Origin of the sequence: Vreelandella andesensis (genome assembly GCF_003989795.1) — a bacterium.
In the GTDB taxonomy this organism is placed as follows: domain Bacteria; phylum Pseudomonadota; class Gammaproteobacteria; order Pseudomonadales; family Halomonadaceae; genus Vreelandella; species Vreelandella andesensis.
In genome coordinates this window covers 126,943-144,109 of record NZ_RZHG01000010.1, presented here as the reverse complement: position 1 = coordinate 144,109, position 17,167 = coordinate 126,943, and the positions used below count along the sequence as shown (strand labels likewise).

The 17,167-nt window shown below is 51.8% G+C and carries 17 protein-coding genes; 1 reads left to right on the top strand and 16 read right to left on the bottom strand.

Features of this window, described 5'->3' with window-relative positions:
- Nucleotides 1–18 precede the first annotated feature (18 nt).
- The 6 genes from nrdE to ELY33_RS05765 all read right to left on the bottom strand — a co-directional run bounded on the left by nrdE (nt 19) and on the right by ELY33_RS05765 (nt 5,681).
- The gene (gene nrdE, locus ELY33_RS05790) at nt 19–2,247 is read right to left on the bottom strand and encodes a class 1b ribonucleoside-diphosphate reductase subunit alpha (protein WP_126945300.1); all 2,229 of its coding nucleotides are present in this window, start codon (nt 2,245–2,247) and stop codon (nt 19–21) included.
- On the bottom strand, nt 2,214–2,663 hold the full coding sequence (gene nrdI / locus ELY33_RS05785; protein WP_126945297.1) for a class Ib ribonucleoside-diphosphate reductase assembly flavoprotein NrdI: 450 nt from the start codon (nt 2,661–2,663) through the stop codon (nt 2,214–2,216). Before nrdI ends, nrdE begins: the two co-directional genes overlap by 34 nt.
- Nucleotides 2,664–2,672: 9 nt before the next feature.
- Nucleotides 2,673–2,894 (bottom strand): glutaredoxin-like protein NrdH, encoded by a 222-nt coding sequence (gene nrdH / locus ELY33_RS05780; RefSeq protein WP_126945294.1) that lies wholly within the window; start codon nt 2,892–2,894, stop codon nt 2,673–2,675.
- A 253-nt stretch (nt 2,895–3,147) separates the two neighbouring features.
- Nucleotides 3,148–3,759 carry a superoxide dismutase gene (locus ELY33_RS05775; RefSeq protein WP_126945291.1) on the bottom strand — a complete coding sequence of 204 codons (612 nt, stop codon included), beginning with the start codon at nt 3,757–3,759 and terminating at the stop codon, nt 3,148–3,150.
- Between the two features lie 231 nt (nt 3,760–3,990).
- Entirely contained in the window at nt 3,991–4,917 is a 927-nt protein-coding gene (locus tag ELY33_RS05770; RefSeq protein ID WP_126945288.1) for an electron transfer flavoprotein subunit alpha/FixB family protein, read from the bottom strand.
- Between the two features lie 14 nt (nt 4,918–4,931).
- Entirely contained in the window at nt 4,932–5,681 is a 750-nt protein-coding gene (locus ELY33_RS05765; protein WP_126945285.1) for an electron transfer flavoprotein subunit beta/FixA family protein, read from the bottom strand.
- Nucleotides 5,682–6,104: 423 nt separating this feature from the next.
- On the opposite strand from ELY33_RS05765, the gene ELY33_RS05760 reads away from it, so the two are divergent.
- Nucleotides 6,105–7,769: an electron transfer flavoprotein-ubiquinone oxidoreductase gene (locus ELY33_RS05760; RefSeq protein ID WP_126945282.1), complete on the top strand. Its 1,665-nt coding sequence runs from the start codon at nt 6,105–6,107 to the stop codon at nt 7,767–7,769.
- A 50-nt stretch (nt 7,770–7,819) separates the two neighbouring features.
- Here the strand turns inward: ELY33_RS05760 and ELY33_RS05755 are convergent, their stop codons facing one another.
- The 10 genes from ELY33_RS05755 to acpP form a co-directional block, all read right to left on the bottom strand.
- The gene (locus tag ELY33_RS05755) at nt 7,820–10,027 is read right to left on the bottom strand and encodes an ATP-dependent helicase (protein ID WP_126945279.1); all 2,208 of its coding nucleotides are present in this window, start codon (nt 10,025–10,027) and stop codon (nt 7,820–7,822) included.
- On the bottom strand, nt 10,024–10,590 hold the full coding sequence (locus tag ELY33_RS05750) for a DUF1285 domain-containing protein (protein WP_126945276.1): 567 nt from the start codon (nt 10,588–10,590) through the stop codon (nt 10,024–10,026). Before ELY33_RS05750 ends, ELY33_RS05755 begins: the two co-directional genes overlap by 4 nt.
- A 30-nt stretch (nt 10,591–10,620) precedes the next feature.
- Nucleotides 10,621–11,454, bottom strand: a complete 834-nt coding sequence (locus ELY33_RS05745; RefSeq protein WP_126945273.1) for a TatD family hydrolase — start codon at nt 11,452–11,454, stop codon at nt 10,621–10,623.
- A 54-nt stretch (nt 11,455–11,508) separates the two neighbouring features.
- Nucleotides 11,509–11,844: a PilZ domain-containing protein gene (locus ELY33_RS05740; protein WP_126945272.1), complete on the bottom strand. Its 336-nt coding sequence runs from the start codon at nt 11,842–11,844 to the stop codon at nt 11,509–11,511.
- Nucleotides 11,845–11,866: 22 nt separating this feature from the next.
- Nucleotides 11,867–12,850 (bottom strand): DNA polymerase III subunit delta', encoded by a 984-nt coding sequence (locus tag ELY33_RS05735; RefSeq protein ID WP_126945269.1) that lies wholly within the window; start codon nt 12,848–12,850, stop codon nt 11,867–11,869.
- A complete protein-coding gene (gene tmk, locus ELY33_RS05730; protein WP_126945251.1) occupies nt 12,841–13,494 on the bottom strand; it encodes a dTMP kinase in 654 nt (217 codons plus the stop codon). The genes ELY33_RS05735 and tmk overlap by 10 nt, the downstream gene beginning before the upstream one ends.
- A gap of 103 nt (nt 13,495–13,597) precedes the next feature.
- Nucleotides 13,598–14,605 carry an endolytic transglycosylase MltG gene (gene mltG, locus ELY33_RS05725; RefSeq protein ID WP_126945248.1) on the bottom strand — a complete coding sequence of 336 codons (1,008 nt, stop codon included), beginning with the start codon at nt 14,603–14,605 and terminating at the stop codon, nt 13,598–13,600.
- A 30-nt stretch (nt 14,606–14,635) separates the two neighbouring features.
- Nucleotides 14,636–15,442 carry an aminodeoxychorismate lyase gene (gene pabC, locus ELY33_RS05720; RefSeq protein ID WP_126945245.1) on the bottom strand — a complete coding sequence of 269 codons (807 nt, stop codon included), beginning with the start codon at nt 15,440–15,442 and terminating at the stop codon, nt 14,636–14,638.
- A gap of 6 nt (nt 15,443–15,448) precedes the next feature.
- Nucleotides 15,449–16,687: a beta-ketoacyl-ACP synthase II gene (gene fabF / locus ELY33_RS05715; RefSeq protein ID WP_126945242.1), complete on the bottom strand. Its 1,239-nt coding sequence runs from the start codon at nt 16,685–16,687 to the stop codon at nt 15,449–15,451.
- A 193-nt stretch (nt 16,688–16,880) separates the two neighbouring features.
- Nucleotides 16,881–17,114: an acyl carrier protein gene (acpP, locus tag ELY33_RS05710; protein WP_083005609.1), complete on the bottom strand. Its 234-nt coding sequence runs from the start codon at nt 17,112–17,114 to the stop codon at nt 16,881–16,883.
- Nucleotides 17,115–17,167 lie beyond the last annotated feature (53 nt).

The window sequence follows — 17,167 nt, the reverse complement described above, 5'->3', positions numbered from 1 at the left end:
GATAGAAGCGATACTCGATTACAGCGAACAGGAGACACAGCCTTCTACTTCCGTTCCTTCAAGTGCGCTCTGGCGCAAACGGATGTAGTAAAGCGTTTTGATACCCATACGCCACGCGTAAATTTGCGCCTTGTTAATGTCTCGCGTGGAAGCGGTATCGGGGAAGAACAACGTTAATGAAAGCCCCTGATCGACGTGTTTAGACGCTTCGGCATAGGTATCGATAATTTTTTCAGGGCCAATTTCGTAGGCATCCTGAAAATAGTCGAAGTTCGCCTCGTTCAAGAATGGCGCGGGGTAGTAAACACGCCCCAGCTTGCCTTCTTTGCGGATCTCAATTTTCGCTGCCACCGGATGAATACTGGAGGTGGAGTGATTAATGTAGGAGATAGACCCCGTCGGCGGCACCGCTTGCAAATTACGGTTGTACAGCCCATGCGCCATCACTGAGACCTTTAGCGCCTGCCACTCTTCCTGGGTAGGCAGGGCAATACCGCTACGCTCAAATAAATGGCGCACTTTCTCGGTTCGCGGCAGCCACGCTTGGTCGGTGTACTTATCAAAGAACGCACCCGATGCGTAGGTGGAGTCTTCAAACCCAGCAAAGGCTTCGCCGTGCTCAATCGACAGCTGGTTAGAGGCACGAATCGCATGGAAGGCCACACAATAGAAGTAGAGATTGGTAAAGTCCAAGCCCTCATCTGAACCGTAGTAAATGTGCTCGCGTGCAAGGAAACCGTGCAGGTTCATTTGCCCAAGGCCAATGGCACGAGACTTGGCGTTACCTTCAGCAATAGACGGCACGCTGCGCAGGTTGCTCATCTCGGAAACGGCGGTCAAACCACGAATAGCAATTTCAACGCTAGTGCCGATATCGCCTGCATCCATCACTTTAGCGATGTTCATCGAGCCAAGGTTACAGGAGATGTCCTGACCAATCTGGCGATAGCCGAGGTCGTCATCGTATTCGGTGGGCGTATTCACCTGAAGAATTTCTGAGCACAAGTTGCTCATGTTGATACGGCCAGCAATCGGGTTGGCGCGGTTAACCGTATCTTCAAACATGATGTACGGGTAGCCCGATTCGAACTGCAGTTCAGCCAGGGTTTGGAAAAACGCACGCGCATTGATCTTGTGCTTGCGAATACGCGCATCAGCGACCATTTCATGGTACTTCTCGGTCACGCTGATATCGCCAAACGGCACGCCATACACCCGCTCAACATCGTAGGGCGAGAATAGGTACATATCGTCGTTGCGCTTGGCCAGCTCAAACGTAATGTCTGGAATCGTTACGCCCAGCGACAAGGTTTTAATGCGGATTTTTTCATCGGCATTTTCACGCTTAGTGTCTAAGAAGCGCAGAATATCTGGGTGGTGAGCATTTAGGTAAACCGCACCAGCACCCTGCCGCGCGCCTAATTGGTTAGCATAGGAGAAGGCATCTTCCAGCAACTTCATAATCGGAATAATGCCCGACGACTGGTTTTCGATACGCTTAATAGGAGCGCCAGACTCACGGATATTCGTCAACAAGAAGGCTACGCCGCCGCCGCGCTTAGATAGCTGCAGCGCGGAGTTAATCGAACGACCAATCGACTCCATATTGTCTTCAATACGCAGCAGGAAGCAGGAAACAAGCTCGCCGCGCTGCTGTTTGCCGCAGTTCAGGAACGTCGGCGTAGCTGGCTGAAAACGGCCGCTGATAATTTCATCAACCAATGACTTGGCCAGGGCTTCATCGCCACGCGCCAGCGTCAACGCCACCATGCAGACACGGTCTTCATAGCGTTCGAGGTAACGCTTACCGTCGAACGTCTTTAGCGTGTAGCTGGTGTAGTATTTAAACGCTCCCAGGAAACTTGGGAAACGAAATTTGTAGGCATATGCCTGCTCAAACAGCGCCTTGATAAAGGAAAAGCTGTACTGAGCCAACATGCCTGGTTCGTAGTACTGCTCTTCCACCAGATAATCGAGCTTCTCTTCCAACGAGTGGAAGAATACGGTGTTTTGATTAACGTGCTGCAGAAAATATTGGCGAGCGGCTTCACGGTCTTTATCGAGCTGCAATTCACCGTTAGCACCGTATAGGTTCAACATCGCGTTCAGCGCATGGTAATCCAGGGTGCGCGCCTCAGATGCTACCGCCGCAGACCGTTTTGTTTCTGCCGGTTTTGTCGTAGCGGCATTTTTTGTAGCGTCATCGTTAGCGGCTACGTTGCTAGAGACTGAGCTTGACGTTTCCAAAACTCTTCTACTCCTTTGCGGACCTTGGCGACATCGTCGTCAGTGCCAAACAGTTCAAATCGATAAAGCAGCGGTACTTGGCACTTTTTGGCAATAATTCGCCCTGCTAGACCGTATGCTTCACCAAAATTCGTATTACCAGCGGCAATAACACCCCTGATGAGGCGTCGATTGTGCTCATCGTTTAAAAACCGGATCACCTGCTTCGGCACTGCCCCTTCGGCATAGCCACCACCATAGGTAGGTGTCACTAATAGGTAGGGCTGCTCTACGCGTAGAGTTGGTTCTTCACGGTTGAGCGGCAACCGCTGCGCGTTCAAACCAAGTTTTTGTATAAAACGGTGGGTATTGCCTGACTTGGTAGAAAAATAAACCAACGAACCATCGCGCGCAGCTTGCACATCAGCATTTTGCATAGCGACGTTTTATGCCAGTGCTTGGATGCGGTCAGGGCGGAAGCCGGACCAATGATCTTCACCCACGACAACAACCGGCAACTGACGATAACCCAGCGCTTCCACTTCTTCTTGAGCGCCACTTTCAGCAGTAATATCAATAACGGTATATTCTAAACCCTGCTTATCCAGCGCACGGTAGGTCGCGGTGCATTGGACACAAGCAGGCTTGCTATAAATTTGGATATCCATGGCTATTTTTCCTTTTCATAGCGGTGTTTTTCGGGTAGGGCACATCTTGTGCTCGCCCTCTCTTGAACATACAACGCATACTATATATAGACCATAAGAAAATCAATTCAAGCATATGTGGTATTTTTCATCCACAGGTTATTGACAGCTCTTACCCAGGATAGTAGCCAAAACGAAAAAAACCGCCCTTTTGATAAGGGCGGCTTTTAACTAGGTGCCAACTGAATTGGCACCCCTTTCTATGGGATTGAGCTTAGGCGATAGCAGCCTGATAACGACGCTCAACATCTTCCCAATTGATAACGTTGAAGAAGGCTTCTACGTAATCAGGGCGCTTGTTTTGGAACTTCAGGTAGTAAGCGTGCTCCCAAACGTCCAGACCCAATACCGGCGTATTGCCGTGCATCAGCGGGCTGTCTTGGTTCAGGGTGTTTTCGACGACCAGCTTTTTCTCTGGTGTAACAGAGAGCCACGCCCAACCGCTACCAAAACGACCCAGTGCCGCTTTCTTGAACGCTTCCTTGAACGCGTCAAGACCGCCTAGCTCGGCATCAATAGCTTTTGCTACATCTCCCTGGGCTTGTCCACCGCCATTGGGTGACATCATCTGCCAGAACATAGAGTGGTTGGCATGGCCGCCACCGTGATTGATAACAGCTTGACGCTTCTCTTCAGGTACACGGTCAAGATTAGCCACCAGCTCTTCTACCGGTAAGTCTTCAAGGCCGGTGCCTTCAAGCGCAGTGTTCAGGCTAGTAACGTACGTGTTGTGGTGACGAGAGTGGTGGATCTCCATCGTCATCGCATCGATGTGTGGCTCAAGCGCGTCATAAGCGTACGGTAATTCTGGAAGTGTATGTGCCATGCTAACTTCTCCTTAAGTGGCTTTTGTTACGTTCACTTAACTAGGTGCGGTCTTGCCCCACCTTTTTCAACCGTCACGGCCGTGTTTATTTCCGTGAACGGCGATTATTAATAACTAATACGTTATATACCCCAGTACCTTAGTCAACTATTGGCAGTTTATCGAATTCATCGCCAATAAAAAAGCCGACTTCTGGTGAAGTCGGCTTTTAGTCAGTTCAAGTTCAGTGGCTTATAGCTTGCTCTCAAGCTCCGGCAAAATCTCGAAGAGATCACCCACTAACCCGTAGTCGGCTACTTGGAAGATAGGTGCTTCTTCGTCTTTGTTGATCGCAACAATGACCTTGGAGTCTTTCATGCCCGCCAAGTGCTGAATTGCGCCGGAAATACCCACAGCAATATACAGATCAGGCGCCACGATTTTACCAGTTTGACCAACCTGCATATCGTTGGGCACAAACCCTGCATCGACGGCAGCTCGTGATGCACCGATGGCAGCACCCAGCTTATCTGCGATGCCATCGAGCAGCTTAAAGTTTTCGCCGTTACCCATACCGCGGCCGCCGGATACCACCACTTTGGCGCCACCAAGCTCTGGGCGATCAGATTTCGCCAGCTCTTGCTTAACAAAGCTAGACTGACTATTTTCGACCACCACTTCTACTGTTTCTACCGAGGCGCTGCCCGTGCTTTCTACCGCATCAAACGCGGTGGTGCGCACGGTCATTACTTTCAGCGCATCGTCGCTTTTTACCGTCGCGATGGCGTTGCCCGCGTAGATAGGGCGCAAGAAGGTATCGGGGCTTTCAACGCCAATCACATCAGAAAGCTGGCTAACATCTTTTAACGCAGCCAAACGCGGCAGTACGTTTTTACCGGTGGTAGACGCGCTAGCCAGTACGTGGCTGTAATCGCCAGCCAGCTCTACCATTAACGCTCCCATGGGCTCGGCTAGCTGATGCGCGTAAACAGCGTTGTCTGCAACGCGAACCTTGCTGACGCCATCGAGTGTTGCGGCAGCGTCGGCGGCCGCTTGAACGCCTTCACCGGCAACCAGCACGTCAATATCACCACCAATCGCCTTGGCAGCAGCAACCACATGGGCGGTTGAGCCCGCCAACTGACCTTCATGGAGGTCGACAAGTACCAGAATACTCATGAGATCAGCTCCTATTAAAGCACTTTGGCTTCGTTTTTCAGTTTATCGATTAACTCGTCTACCGAGGCGACCTTGACACCGCCTTTGCGCTCCGCCGGGGATTCCACCTTGAGCAGACTGACCTTGGAGGCCACATCGACGCCGTAATCAGCGGGCGTTTTGACATCTAAAGGCTTTTTCTTAGCCTTCATGATATCTGGCAGCTTAGCGTAGCGCGGTTCGTTCAAACGCAGATCGGTGGTGACGATAGCAGGCAGAGAAAGCGCAACGGTTTGCAGGCCACCATCAATTTCCCGCGTGACATTCACCTTGTCGCCATCAACGACAACTTCAGAGGCAAAAGTACCCTGGGGAAGGTTGGTCAGCGCGGCAAGCATTTGACCCGTTTGGTTGTTGTCGGTATCGATAGCTTGCTTACCCAGGATCACTAAACCGGGATGCTCTTCTTCAACGACTTTAGCAAGCAGCTTAGCCACCGCAAGCGACTCAACGCGCTCGTCGGTTTCGATATGAATAGCACGATCTGCCCCAAGCGCCAGAGCGGTACGCAACTGCTCTTGAGACGCTTTAGGGCCAACGGTAACCGCCACAACTTCTGTCGCAACACCCTTCTCTTTAAGGCGCACCGCTTCTTCAACCGCAATTTCGCAGAAAGGGTTCATCGCCATTTTGACGTTGGTAAGATCAACATCGGAATTATCCGCTTTCACGCGGATTTTGACGTTATAGTCAATGACGCGTTTAACCGCGACGAGTACTTTCATAGATTCCTCGCTTGGCTTGTGATGAAAGCCGTTAGCCTGTCCCGGCATCGTAACAACTGATGCCACTTGAAATAGGGGGCGACGTTATTTTAAAACGACACCTTAAAATTCATGCAAGCGTTTGATAGGTCTGTAAATGAAAAAACTCTATCAATCTGCCACAACCTAGTAACTAGCGACAACACCGATTTACTACGGCCTTGGTCGTAGCAGCGATGCAAACTCCATTGGTGAATGGTGCTTTTGCCATCGTAGGGGTGACCTTACAGGAGTATTATGCCTATCATGGGGTATAATCAGAAGCAAACGACCGTTTTAAATTAAGGCCATCTTTTTATAAGCTAGTTCTCTTAACGTTGACTTGACGTTCCTACAGTCTAGTTTTTGTAAGTGATGGTACTTATGAAAATAAGGAGAAGCCGGGTGGAAAATGTTGAACGCGATGTCATGGACTTCGATGTAGTTATTGTCGGGGCTGGCCCCTCTGGCCTTGCTTCCGCTTGCCGTCTGATGCAGCAGGCAAATCAAGCGGAACAAGAACTGACGGTTTGTGTGGTAGAAAAGGGATCAGAAGTCGGCGCCCATATTCTTTCCGGTGCTGTCTTTGAGCCACGCGCACTCGCTGAGCTATTCCCCGATTGGGAAGAGCGCGGCGCACCGCTCAATACCCCTGCCATACGTGACGATGTTTATCTGCTTAAAGATGCCCAAAAAGGGCAAAAAATCCCCAACGCGCTAGTGCCGAAAAGCATGCATAACACTGGCGGCGAACTCAACCGCTATGTGATTAGCGCTGGCAACCTGTGCCGTTGGCTGGCGGAACAGGCCGAAGCGCTTGGCGTGGAAATCTTCCCCGGTTTTGCGGCCCAAGACGTGATTATCGAAGATGATGCGGTACGTGGCATCCTAATTGGCGACATGGGTATTGGTGCAGATGGTACACCCAAAGATGGCCATATGCCGGGCATGGAACTTCGCGCCAAGTACACGCTTTTTGCCGAAGGTGCCCGAGGCCATTTGGGCAAACGGCTAATCAAAGAGTTTTCATTAGATGCTGGCCGCGACCCGCAGCATTACGGGATTGGCTTGAAAGAGCTATGGGATGTTCCCGCCGACAAACATGAACCAGGCTTGGTTCTTCACGGTTCTGGCTGGCCGCTTGAAAAAGACACCTACGGCGGCTGGTTCCTTTATCACGCGGAAAATCAGCAAGTGGTGGTCGGCCTAATAATGGACCTTGGCTATAAGAACCCTTGGCTGTCGCCATTTGACGAATTCCAACGCATGAAGCACCACCCAGTGCTTAGCCAATATTTAGAAGGCGGCAAACGGGTAGCCTACGGCGCGCGTGCCATTACCAAAGGCGGCTTTAATTGCCTACCGAAAATGACCTTTCCTGGTGGCCTGTTGATTGGCTGTGATGCAGGTACGCTGAACTTTGCCAAGATCAAAGGACTGCATACGGCAATGAAATCCGGCTTAGTAGCAGCAGAAAGCGTCTTTGAGGCAATCAAGGGTGGCGATGAAGGTGCCCAAGAGCTAGTTAGTTTCACTGAAAAATGGGAAAAAAGCTGGGCGTATGAAGAACTAAAAGAGAGTGCAAGCTTCGGCCCTGCCATACACAAATATGGCACGGTGGGCGGCGGCGCTTATAATTTTGCCAATCAGCTATTGGGCAATAAACTACCCAACGTTCACGATACCACCACCGATCACGGCGCGCTGAAGCCCGCTGCTGATTTCGAGAAAATCAATTATCCGAAACCTGATGGCAAGCTTTCGTTTGATAAGTCGACCTCTGTTTTCTTGTCCAACACTAACCACGAAGAAGACCAGCGCTGCCATCTGCGCCTGGCAGACCCTGAGCTGCCGATTCGTGACAACCTGCCCACTTACGCAGAACCCGCTCAACGTTACTGCCCTGCTGGGGTTTATGAAGTCCTTGAGGATGATCAAGGCAAGCCACGCTTCCAGATCAACTTCCAAAACTGCGTACACTGCAAAACCTGCGATATTAAAGACCCAGCGCAAAATATTACCTGGGTGGCACCCGAAGGCGGCGGCGGGCCTAACTATCCCAATATGTAATTCGCACTACATGACATTCGCACTAGTAGATAGCCAAGAGGCGCAGCCAGTTACGCTGGCTGCGCCGGTGGCTCTAAGCACTCAATCGGTGCGCGTCGAGCAATTAAACGACGACGACCGGCCTGCGCAAAGCGTACATCGATGATCGGATCAGAGGGATTGCCTTCTACCGTGGCTACTTCCCCCTCTCCAAACACGGCATGCATTAAGCGTTGCCCAGGGTAAAAGCGGGTATCTGCCTGATAATTTGCCGTTGTCTCATTGACCTGTGGTGCTGCCAATTCAATATCCGCTCTACCTAACCGTTCAAGATAGCGCTTCACTAAACTCGGCGATGTGACTTGCACGGCTGTTTCGGGGGGATCTTGGCGCGACAGGCACGCTGCCATCCGCAAACTATCTTGCCAAGCACTTTCCGCAATAAAGCGACTAGGCCGATGCACCCCGCCATCATGCAGCACCAGCAATTGCTCTTGGGCACGCGTAATCGCTACGTAAAACAGTCGGCGCTCTTCCTCTAACCGCTCGTCATTAAGCGGATTATCACGACTGTAGTGCGGAAAGTCTTCTTCGTTCACCCCGGCAACAGCGACCAACGGCCACTCTAGACCTTTCGCTCCGTGAACCGTGCTAATCAAAACGCCGCCCGCTTGATTCTCTACCGGACGCTCTAGCAGCTCGATAAATGCATCTGGGTCTTTCACGCTATCGGCCTGCTCAATAAGCACGTCTAGCAGGCGAACATCCTCTTCGCCCTTATCACGCCGTGCGGCTGCTCGCTTTAGGGTTTTTTCCGCATCAATCGTTTCCACTACATGGCTAAGCAGCTTGGCAGGCGGCCAGGCGCTCAACTTAGGCAATTCGCATAGCAGTGCCCAGCGTTTTTTTAACGTGCGGCGCTGGAGTGGCTTCAGAGCCGCCAGCACGGGCTCATGGCGCTCAGGCCAGCGTTGAGTGCTAGCTAACTGGTACGCGAGTTGCTGAAGGCGCTCACGGGCAACGAAAGGCGTTGGCTGAGAAAGCAACAGCAATAGCTGCTCTGGGTTGCGCAGCAGTTCTGGCTGGCGAGAAAGTTTCAAATAGCCTGCCAATGCCTGCACGAGGGGTAGCCGGAAAACGAAACGATCTTCTCGCTGAAGACGAAACGGGATGCCCGCCTGCAGGAGTGCCAGCTGAAACGGCACCGACAGCGCCCAACTGCGTACCAGTAAACTAGCATCACTCAGTGCGCGCCCTTGAGCTTGCCAATCGACCAAGGCATCAAGCAGTAGTCGACTGCCCTGCCCAACAGAGATATGGGTCTGGGGGTTGTTGGCATCCGCCAAACAAAGCTGATCTGGTCGGCGCTGGTTAGCCATAATGGCGTGATTAGCAGTAAGCGCCAGCGCATGACCATGGCGAAACGTAATAGAAAGCGGATAGTCCTTGGCGATACCAAACGTTGCGGTAAAGTTTTCCAGCATGGTGTCAGGGCGTGCGCCCCGCCATTCGTAGATACATTGATTGGCATCACCTACCGCCATCACATTGGCACTGGAGCCTGCCAACACAGCCAGTAATCGCTGCTGCGCGGTATTGATATCCTGATATTCATCAATGATCACGTGGTCGAGAAAACCTTGTACCCGATCGCGCAAGGCCTTGTCTGCTTCTAAAACTTGCAGCGGGCGATATAACAAATCGGCATACGTCATAACACCTTCGCCGCTAAGCAGCCGTTCAGCCTCATCAAACGCCATGGGGAAGTAATCAGTATCTGGCTCGTAATTCAGCCGCTTGTAAAGCGTATCAGCAGATAGCATTTCCGCCTTTACCAATCCGCAAAAATGGGCAAGGGCTTCTAAACGATCCCCTTCTATTGCCGCATCACGACGCTCAGCGGCATCGTGAAGCACATTCAAACTTGCTTGACGTAAAAGGCGTTCTAACTGCCAGTCTGCAGGCAACAGACGTCTTGGCGCAAGCACTCCCCAGCGACATAAGCTCTGAGTTAACCGATGGCCAAGAGAGTGAAAGGTGCGCACATCAGGTAACCGCTGCCCTTTAGGCGCCATGCTGACCAAGCGACGTTGAAAATCATCTCGAGCGGAACGGTTAAACATCAGTACCAACATGCGTTTTGGCGAGGTACCCGACGCCAACAAGTGAAGCACACGCGCCGCCATGGTGGTGGTCTTACCCGCTCCCGCGACGGCGGCTACCCGGGCATGCCCCTCGCGATGATGGACGACCGCCTGCTGTTCGGCTGTTAACTTCACGTCGCCTCGCCTGGCATCGCATCATTGGCATTAAACTGACCTAAGACATACCAAGACCCAGCGCTATAAAGCCGACACTGACATTCGCCGTCGTCTACTTCGCTCAACGTGGCCTCCTCTACCAACCGGTAATACACATTGCGATGCAAGCGAGCCGCTAGCCCAAAGCGCACGACACACTCTGGGGCAAGGTCACCCTCAGGCGTTTTTGAAAGAGTAAGTGGATGCGATGCATCTACACGAACGACATCATCAAATTGGGTCTTAAGCCACCAGGCATCATCGTGAAAATCTGCTTCTACCGCCACGAACGGGCAATCAACCACGGTGACTCGCCAACGTTCAACAGGCGTTACCAGGCAATAGCCATCGTCGTCGTGTCGCAATAGGCTCGCTAACAGCCGCGGTATGGCAAGACGCTCAAACGGCTTTCCTTCATGCAGCCACGAGCCATCAGCCTGAATAACGATATCAATATCGCCACTCAGCGCCGGTTGCCACTCATTAACGGGCGGAATCGCTGCCGAACCGTCAAATTGCTGCATAAGCCGATCAATATTCATCGCTTACCTCCCAGGCTGTGCTTTCAGCACTTATACCACTAAACCGGACTGTGCCAACGCTTCCTTTACGTTATCAGGCGCATCGGGCAAAGCAGCGCGAAATAAGTGATAAAAATTAGCGGTGGTTTGCATCGCTACTTCATCAACGCTGATCCCCCGCTCTTTAGCGATACACTCTGCCACCTCAACCACCCAGGCAGGCTCGTTAGGTTTTCCACGATAAGGAACAGGCGCCAAGTAGGGGCTATCGGTTTCAATCAGCAGGCGGTCAAGGGGCAGCTTTCGCGCTAGCTCTCTAAGCGACGCGGCATTGCGGAACGTTATAATGCCCGATAATGAAATATAGAACCCAAGCCGAACCGCTTCACGCGCCATGTCTAAATCTTCCGTAAAACAGTGCAACACACCGCCGACGTGAGGATTAGTATGCTCGCGTAGCAACGCTAGCGTGTCTTCTTTTGCTTCACGGGTATGAATAATAATTGGCAGTTCTAGCTCATTGGCCGCCATTAAGTGGCGTTTAAAGCGTTCATGCTGAACTTCCACGGGCACGCTGTCCTGATAGTGATAGTCTAGGCCCGTTTCACCAATCGCGACTGCACCGTACTGTTCAGCAACATCAACAATATCGCTAACCGTTGGCTCTTTTGGGGCCTGATGAAGCGGATGCAGCCCAGCAGAAATAACCACATCGTGGTGCTCGCGAGCAACCGCCGCTAATCCAGGCACATCTTCCAGCGTCACCGCAATGGCTAAGAACTGGTTAACATTGGCAGCCCGAGCAGCCACCAGCGTTGCGGCAATATCGCCACCATGGGTTTGCTCAGATAAGCGGTCTAAATGGCAGTGGGAATCGACAAACATGCAGCTCTCTTAAAATTCTTCAAACAAGTAAAGGAACAGGCGCTATGAGGTTCATCAGAGTGTAAAGGAGGGAGGCGCATTATCTAGCTGGCCGGCCAACAACGTTTCAATGCGATCGCGGACTGAGTAGTCCCGCTGACTGAAATGCACACCAATACCTGGCATTCGTTGTCCACTCACGCCTTCAGGTGACACCCAAACAACATGGCCGGTGATAGAGAGACGCTCGCTCTCCCCTGGCAACGTCAGTAACAGATAGACCTGCTGACCAAGGTTGTAGGACGCTTTAGTCGGGACAAAAATGCCGCCTCTATCTAAAAAGGGCATATACGCGGAAAGCAATGTCGGTATATCCGGTATTGTCAAAGAAAGCGCTTTTTGAACCGTCATAACAGCCTCGTTGGCAACAACCTTAGGAGCGCAGCAGCGCAGACCAGCGCACTAGCCATGCTTCGAGCACAAGTTGAGGGTTAGGGTTAGCACCAACTGCGAATAAGCGGCGCTGCTCTCGTGCATAATCCAATAATCGGAACCAGTCTCGCACCCGTCCATTTTTCATTGCTTGACGGTATAACGACTCTAAATCAGGGTTATGCAGTACCGAGGTTTCGCCAGACAAACCCAATCGAATCAAGTCTTCAAGCCAAGCAATACCGTACCACAAGATCGCATCAATGGCCTGACGGTCAAGTCTGGCGGCTTCTGAGACAGGCTCAGCGCCCCGCACTAGCTGTTCAAAACTGTCATGAATTTGATGACGAAGAGCACGTTCCTCTGGCGATGCCAACTCGACAGCCAGCAACGGCAGGCCACCCGACACTCGCCACCAAAAGTATGCTTCTTCACTGCCAAGTTTCTCAGTCAGCCACCCTTGGCAGTCACTAAACGAGACACTGGCTAATGGCCACTGCTGACAACGGGAGCGAATCGTTGGTAGCGTGCGTGAAGGCACGTCCGAGAGCAAAATAAACAGCGTTTTGTCGCCGGGCTCTTCCAGGCTTTTGAGCAGTGCGTTCGCCGCCGCAATATTCATCGCTTCAGCGGGAGAAATAACAATCACACGGTAACCTCCTTGCTGCGCAGTTTGCGAAACAAAGCGGTTTACTTCTCGGATAGGGTCAATGCGAATTTGGCGCTTACCCTCTTCCGGAGAAATGCGCATTAAGTCTGGGTGGTAGCCAGAAGCAAGCATGGCGCAACTATGACAATGGCCGCAGGCTAGCTCACCGGGCTGTGCGCATAGCGTCCTAGCGATTAACGCTTCCGCCAATTGCTGCTTGCCAACCCCATGAGCACCGCTTATTAACAGCGCATGCGGCAGTCGTCCTTCATTGGTAAGGCGAATCAACTGCTGCCACGTGGACTGGTGCCAAGGCAGCACGCCTGTTATTGCCATAGAGTCACTCGTTCTTCCAGCGTTTGAGCTAGCGACGCCTGTACTTGATCAAGCGCTTGCCCAGCATCAATTAACGCGAAGCGCTGTGGTGCCGCCGTTGCACGCTCTAAATACGCGTGACGTACTGCTTCAAAAAAGCTGAGCTGCTCTTGTTCAAAGCGATCACGCTGTGTCTGCTGATCTCTTAACCGCCCTTCAAGACGCTCTTTTGCAGCGTCGGGAGACATATCTAATAACAAGGTTAGGTCCGGAGAGAGCCCTTTTTGCACAAACTGCTCTAGTTGAGCAATGCGACCTGACTCAATACCGCGACCGCCGCCCTGGTAGGCAAAAGTAGCATCAGTAAAGCGATCACAGACCACCCAAGCACCGCGCTCAAGGGCTGGCACTATTTTTTGCGCTAAATGCTGGGCTCGCGCGGCAAACATTAATAGTAATTCGGCATCAGTGTGCAAAGTCTCATCGAAAGAGGGGTCAAGCAGCAGCCCCCTAATCGCCTCCGCCCGTGGCGTTCCCCCTGGCTCACGGGTCCGCACGACCTCTATCCCGCGCTCTTTTAACCATGACGCCACAAACGCCACGTTAGTCGATTTTCCGACCCCTTCACCACCCTCAAGGGTGATAAAGCGTCCGCGTTTGATCATTGAAGCCCCTTACCTAGTAAGTTTTAAATAGCAAATCACTTTAAATAATTTCTTAGAAACAATGCATCATAAACAATGACTTAGAAACAATGACTTGGATAAATCAACGATTGCGGATATAGCGATTAACCGCGTTATTATGCTCACGTAACGTACGCGAAAAATGATGGGTGCCATCACCACGAGAGACGAAGTAAAGCGTTTCACCCGGCAGTGGCTTCACCGCTGCTTCAAGGGAGGCGCGTCCAGGCAACGCAATCGGCGTTGGCGGCATGCCGTCAATCACATAGGTGTTATAGGGTGTCGCTTCACGTAAATCCGCATACGTAATTCGCCCTTCATAGCGCTCGCCCATGCCATAAATGACGGTAGGATCTGTTTGAAGGCGCATTCCCTGCTCCATGCGACGCTTAAAGACACCTGCAATCTCTCGGCGCTCTTCCGGCGCACCCGTTTCACGCTCGATAAGCGATGCCATAATGAGCGCTTCGTAAGGCGTCTCGATAGTCAGATCGTCATCACGGGCGCTCCAAACCTCATCTAAAATTCGTTCCATGCGGGAAAGCGCCTGACGCAGAATATCAACGTCACTCATACCCAAGTGATAGCGGTAGGTATCGGGAAAAAACCAACCTTCAGGAAACGCATCTTCACGCTCTAGCAGTGTCATTACGTCGCTATCGCTTAACGCTGCGGTTTGGTTCTCTAACTTTGGCGCACTATTGAGCAGCTCTCGCATTTGGCGGAACGTCCATCCTTCGGGAATCGTTAACGAATAAGTGACAACGTTATTGCTCCCTAGCAGGGCGATCAACTCAAGACCACTCATGCCTGGAGTGAGCTGATACTCCCCTACACGCAAGCGTGGCACACGCTCAGGCTCAACACGCGCTAGCAGTTGAAATGCCCAAGCATCTTCAATAACACCTTGGCTTTCCAGCTCTCGAACGACCTGGTTGAAACCCGCGCCAGCAGGAACCTGGTAAAGTATCGGCTCGTTAAGCGTAATCGGTGCCGATACGCGGTGTTGCCAGTAAGCATAGCCGCCCGCCACTGCGGCGAACCCAACTACGACCACGACACCGATGGCAGCTAATAACCGTTTCACCATGACACCTCAATAATATTAATAAAATTCTGCCTAACGGGATGTCGGCGAATAACCAAGTAAATGATGGCTGATCTCTTGTAGTCTATCTTGGCCTAACAGCGGCCAGGTCTGCAGCGTTGCACCCGTTTCACTTAGCAGCTTACTCACTGGCCACACACCTTGTACCGAGTTAGCCACCCAGAGACGATCAACCTCATGGATAGCGTTTAGTGCAATGGTGGCTTCCTGCACTACCCCACGATCCAGTAATGCAGCACGCAGAGTTCCTGCTACGCCACATTGCGATAATGGAGGCGTGAATAGCGTCCCCGCCTGCTGCCAAAAGACATTCATGCTAGTGGCTTCCACTAGCCAGCCATCGGTATCTCCGAGTAAACCCTCAGCGATGGATGGGTCATTCCACTCCTGGCGCGCTAGTACATTTTCCAACCGATTTAGGTGTTTAATACCCGCCAATAGCGGCTGATGACCCAAACGCAACTGACATAAGCGCACGTTAACACCCTCATGCCAGCGGTCAGCATTCACCACAAAAGGCGTTCTACGGCTCATCAAGCGTGGGTGTGAATTGTCAGGTGTCGCATACCCTCTTCCCCCACTACCACGCGTCAATACGAGCTTGAGTATCTCAAGCTCAGCGGTAGGCGGAGATTGCCAGCTAGCGATCAACTGTTCCATAGAGGGCAACGGAATATTTAAACGCTGGCAACCCTTCACTAAGCGCGCGTGGTGGTAATCCCATAGCACGGGAGCACCTGCGCGCAGAAGCACTGTTTCAAATACACCGTCACCATACGCGAGCCCTCGGTCGTCAAATGGCACCTGGGGCATTAGCATCGCGTGCTATACCTTTTTAAACAGCAATGAGCCGTTGGTGCCACCAAACCCAAACGAGTTTGAGAGGGCTATATCAATGGGCATTTTCCTCGCGGTGTGCGGTACATAGTCGAGATTACAACCTTCCTGTGGGTTATCCAGGTTAATGGTGGGCGGCGCAACTTGGTCTCGGATAGCTAGAATGCTAAACACAGCCTCAACTGCACCTGCAGCCCCCAACAGGTGACCAATCATTGACTTGGTGGAGCTAACAGCAACCTGCCGAGCCGAGCTACCTAGCACTTTCTCAATCGCACGGCTTTCTGCTAAATCACCCGCAGCAGTTGAAGTGCCATGCGCATTAATATAATGCACATCCGTTGGGTCGATACACGCATCTTTAATCGCATTGCTCATGGAAAGCGCAGCACCGCGACCATCTTCCGGCGGAGCCGTCATATGGTAGGCATCATCACTCATACCAAAGCCAGCAAGCTCTGCGTATATGTTGGCGCCACGCGCTTTGGCATGTTCGTACTCTTCCAAGACGAGCACGCCAGCACCGTCTGACAGCACAAAACCGTCACGGTTAGCATCCCATGGGCGACTGGCCGCCTCAGGGTCTTCATTGCGTGTTGAAAGTGCTCGCGCTGCAGAAAAGCCACTCAATCCTAACGGGGTAGTGGCCATTTCCGCACCGCCACAAACCATCACATCGGCATCGCCGTAAGCAATCGTGCGGGCACTGTAGCCAATATTGTGAGTACCGGTTGTACACGCCGTGGTGATCGCAATGTTCGGGCCTTTAAAGCCATGTTGAATCGCCATGTTGCCGGAAATCATATTAATGATTGAACCGGGAACAAAAAACGGAGAAACCCGGCGTGCACCGCCTTTATTAAGCGCATCATGGTTATGTTCAATCATCGGCAAACCGCCAATGCCTGAACCAATAGCCACACCAATTCGCTCAGCATTCTCCTCAGTACACTCAATGCCTGAATCCTGAACGGCTTGGGCTCCCGCCGCCATGCCATACTGAATAAAAAGATCCATCTTGCGGGCGTCTTTAGGATTCAGATAGGGGCTAATATCGAAATTTTTAACTGACCCTCCAAAACGCGTGTTGAAGCCACTTGTATCAAAGTGTTCAATCGGCGCTATGCCACTTTTGCCGGCGACAATATTTGCCCACGACTCGTTAACACTGTTGCCCACTGGGGTCACCAGGCCTAACCCAGTTACCACTACCCTTCTTCGCGCCATCAGCTTTCCTCCAGGCATCCATGGTGACACGACCCATCTGGGTCATTTGCTGCAGAAATTTGGTGACTAGTATAACGGAGATTGAACGTTATATTCATTGTGACTACAAAGCAAAAAAGCCGCCCCTAATCAGGACGGCTTTTTATACGGGTGGATAAGCACCCCACCCTGGCTCACTGCTTCGACTTAACCCTTACTGATGGGTATTTACGTAGTCGATAGCCTCTTGAACCGTGGTGATTTTTTCGGCTTCTTCATCTGGAATTTCAGTGTCAAATTCCTCTTCAAGCGCCATCACCAGTTCAACGGTGTCAAGAGAATCAGCACCTAAGTCTTCAGTAAAAGAAGAGCTGTTCTGGATGTCTTCTTCTTTAACGTTCAGGCGCTCTGCCACAACTTTCTTCACGCGCTCTTCAATAGTACTCATCAACGTACTCCAGTCGTTCACATTAGCCGTTTTTGATAACCAGCCACTTGGAA

Excerpts from the sequence above, each read along its gene's own strand:
- nrdI (WP_126945297.1), bottom strand. The coding sequence starts at position 2,663 with ATGCAAAATGCTGATGTGCAAGCTGCGCGCGATGGTTCGTTGGTTTAT.
- nrdH (WP_126945294.1), bottom strand. The coding sequence starts at position 2,894 with ATGGATATCCAAATTTATAGCAAGCCTGCTTGTGTCCAATGCACCGCG.
- ELY33_RS05775 (WP_126945291.1), bottom strand. The coding sequence starts at position 3,759 with ATGGCACATACACTTCCAGAATTACCGTACGCTTATGACGCGCTTGAG.
- ELY33_RS05770 (WP_126945288.1), bottom strand. The coding sequence starts at position 4,917 with ATGAGTATTCTGGTACTTGTCGACCTCCATGAAGGTCAGTTGGCGGGC.
- ELY33_RS05765 (WP_126945285.1), bottom strand. The coding sequence starts at position 5,681 with ATGAAAGTACTCGTCGCGGTTAAACGCGTCATTGACTATAACGTCAAA.
- ELY33_RS05750 (WP_126945276.1), bottom strand. The coding sequence starts at position 10,590 with ATGAATATTGATCGGCTTATGCAGCAATTTGACGGTTCGGCAGCGATT.
- ELY33_RS05745 (WP_126945273.1), bottom strand. The coding sequence starts at position 11,454 with ATGTTTGTCGATTCCCACTGCCATTTAGACCGCTTATCTGAGCAAACC.
- ELY33_RS05740 (WP_126945272.1), bottom strand. The coding sequence starts at position 11,844 with ATGACGGTTCAAAAAGCGCTTTCTTTGACAATACCGGATATACCGACA.
- ELY33_RS05735 (WP_126945269.1), bottom strand. The coding sequence starts at position 12,850 with ATGGCAATAACAGGCGTGCTGCCTTGGCACCAGTCCACGTGGCAGCAG.
- tmk (WP_126945251.1), bottom strand. The coding sequence starts at position 13,494 with ATGATCAAACGCGGACGCTTTATCACCCTTGAGGGTGGTGAAGGGGTC.
- mltG (WP_126945248.1), bottom strand. The coding sequence starts at position 14,605 with ATGGTGAAACGGTTATTAGCTGCCATCGGTGTCGTGGTCGTAGTTGGG.
- pabC (WP_126945245.1), bottom strand. The coding sequence starts at position 15,442 with ATGCTAATGCCCCAGGTGCCATTTGACGACCGAGGGCTCGCGTATGGT.
- fabF (WP_126945242.1), bottom strand. The coding sequence starts at position 16,687 with ATGGCGCGAAGAAGGGTAGTGGTAACTGGGTTAGGCCTGGTGACCCCA.
- acpP (WP_083005609.1), bottom strand. The coding sequence starts at position 17,114 with ATGAGTACTATTGAAGAGCGCGTGAAGAAAGTTGTGGCAGAGCGCCTG.